Origin of the sequence: Pseudoalteromonas sp. P1-16-1b (genome assembly GCF_001401785.1) — a bacterium.
GTDB classification, from domain to species: Bacteria; Pseudomonadota; Gammaproteobacteria; order Enterobacterales; family Alteromonadaceae; genus Pseudoalteromonas; species Pseudoalteromonas undina.
Map to the genome: position 1 here is coordinate 1 of NZ_LKGQ01000045.1, position 2,781 is coordinate 2,781.

Consider the following 2,781-nt stretch of genomic DNA (forward strand, 5'->3'; position numbering starts at 1 on the left):
CCGAGTGGTGGAATTGGTAGACACAAGGGATTTAAAATCCCTCGACTAACAAGTCGTGCCGGTTCAAGTCCGGCCTCGGGCACCACTTTATACTTTCCTTATTTATTCTAGTTTAACTATTCTTTGATTAAACCATTAATTATAAAATCGCATTATCAAACTAGTATCTTATTCCTTACACTAAATTACTACGTTTGTTTGAGATCTTTAAGTCTCACATTTTTCAAAAGCTTATCCCATCAATATATTACCACTGATCATTTTTATAGCTCAAACCTGACGCTAGCTACGGAAAAACCTCTCATTTAGAACAAAATACTAAATTTAAGTTTTGCTATCGATAAGATTTTCATACCTCACAATAGAGTACTAATATTAAGCTATTTATATAAAAGCAGTGGTACAAGGCTCTTAAATGGAAGTAGTGGCTGTGCTTCGTTTGATACATAAGTGAAAGTCGGCATAAGCTTATTTCTATTAACACCATTACAATGCCACAAAATGTATTAAGAGCGTTGATGTAAACTGTTTAACTAATCGCTTATAAGGGATATGAGAAGCTTGATGATGCTAATGTGTTTGATTGGGTCTCACTAGGTGGGTACTGCTATGAGTAATATAATACCAACCCGCAATAATACATAATCATTTTACGGGGCTAAACGTGTCACTAGCTGCGTTAAAAAAGTCTCATTTAGAACAACTAAATAGCAAATTTTTTGCCTAGCTATCAACACGTTTTTCCAGCCTCAAAATAGACCACTTAATTAAGCGAATTGGTATAAAGACGAGGCTTATACCAATCCGCAATAATACTTAATTATTTTGAGAGGCCAAACCAGACGCTAGTTGAGTTAAAACTCCTCATATAGAACAACTAAACATCGAAATTTTTGCTTTGCTATTAACAGGTTTATCTAGCTCAATATAGGTTACTTAATTAAGTGAGTTGGTACTAGACAATAAAAAACCCGAAATGGCCATGGCCGTTCCGGGTTTTTAACTTAAATCACTTTAAAGTTATTTGTGCCAAATACCTTTCGGAATAGTTTTATTAAGCTTGTTGTTTTTACTTGGATCAAACGTCGGTAACTTACCAGCACGTCGTTGAGCGTTATAATCTTTGGCAAGCCATACCACAACTCCTGAGAGCATAAATAGCGCGATTACGTTTACAATCGCCATTAGGCCCATAGACACATCAGCTAGAGTCCACACTAATGGTAATTCACCAAGGGCACCAAACATCACCATACCTAACACTAATAATCTGAAGATCAGCATGCCAGATGCATGGTTATGCTCTAAAAACAATAAGTTCGTTTCTGCATAAGAATAGTTAGCTACAATTGATGTAAAAGCAAAAAACAAAATAGCGACTGCAACAAATATTGCACCCCAGCTACCAACATGTTCCTCAAGCGCTGCTTGTGTAAGTGCTATACCCGTTACATCAGAGCCTGGTACTAACTGTTCTGATAATAAAATAAGAGCGGCAGTGGCAGTACAAATAATAATAGTATCTACAAATACACCTAGCATTTGTACATAGCCTTGTGATGCAGGGTGAGGTGGGTTAGGAGTTGCAGTTGCTGCAGCGTTAGCTGCGCTACCCATACCCGCTTCGTTTGAGAATAACCCGCGCTTGATCCCTTGGATCATTGCTTGCATTACACCATAACCAATTGCACCAGCGCCAGCTTGTTCAAGACCAAAAGCACTTCTAATTACATGCATAAACACATCAGGCAACTCAGTGTAATTTACAGCACATATATATAGTGCAACAATTAAGTAGGCAGCGGCCATAAATGGCACTGCTAATTCAGCAAATCGTGAAATTGTTTTTAGGCCACCAAATATGATGATGCCTGAACCAATTACAAGTGCAATACCTACTATATAGTTAGGAATACCAAAGGCGACTTCAAAAGCTGCAGCGATAGAGTTTGACTGTACCGCATTAAAAACTAATCCAAAGGCTAAAATTAAACATAGTGAGAACACGATGCCCATCCAGCGCTTGCCAAGTCCGTATTCCATATAATAAGCAGGGCCTCCACGGAAGTTGCCTTCTTCATCGCGTATTTTGTAAGCTTGAGCCAATGTGCTTTCTGCAAAACTAGTGGCCATACCGATCAAAGCAATTAACCACATCCAAAAAATAGCACCAGCACCACCTAAATAAAGTGCGACTGCAACACCTGCCATATTACCGGTACCAACACGGGCGGCTAAAGAAGTACAGAAAGCTTGAAAAGAGGAAATACCGCCATCTGACCCTTGGCGACTTTGAAACATGACTTTAATCATGTGTGGGAATTGTACAAATTGGATGAAACCAAGACGTATGGTAAAAAATAGCCCAGCGGCTATTAATAAGTACACTAAAATATGACCCCATAAGAGACCACTTATACTATTTATTATATCTGTCATGTGTGTTGCCTAGTGAACGAGTTGTAAATATGCGCCGCAACTTACCACAAGCAAGGTAAATAGTTTAGTAAACAGCGCAAAAAAATGAGTTATCCACAGGGTTTTGTGAGTATCTTGTGTGCCTAGGTGGGGTATCTTTGGGGTAAAAATTAAATGCAAAAAAGCGTTTAAAAACGCTTGCGTTAAAATCGATTAGCCCTATAATGCGACCCCACTGAGACGGCAGAGCGCAACGCATAGCGAGGCATGAGCAACTCAGTGAGTCGAGTAAAACTTAGTTCTGAAAACTTTCAAGTTTAACAAAATTAAGTGTTGACAAAAAAATAGGAAAGCGTAATATGC

The 2,781-nt window shown here is 38.6% G+C and carries 1 protein-coding gene; it reads right to left on the bottom strand.

What is annotated here, in order from left to right; genetic code table 11:
• Positions 1-1,020: 1,020 nt before the first annotated feature.
• On the bottom strand, positions 1,021-2,439 hold the full coding sequence (locus AN392_RS18035) for a sodium:alanine symporter family protein (RefSeq protein ID WP_010391487.1): 1,419 nt from the start codon (positions 2,437-2,439) through the stop codon (positions 1,021-1,023).
• Positions 2,440-2,781 lie beyond the last annotated feature (342 nt).

What these genes read in the sequence shown, in the direction of transcription:
- AN392_RS18035 (WP_010391487.1), bottom strand. Translation starts at nt 2,439, where the DNA reads ATGACAGATATAATAAATAGTATAAGTGGTCTCTTATGGGGTCATATT.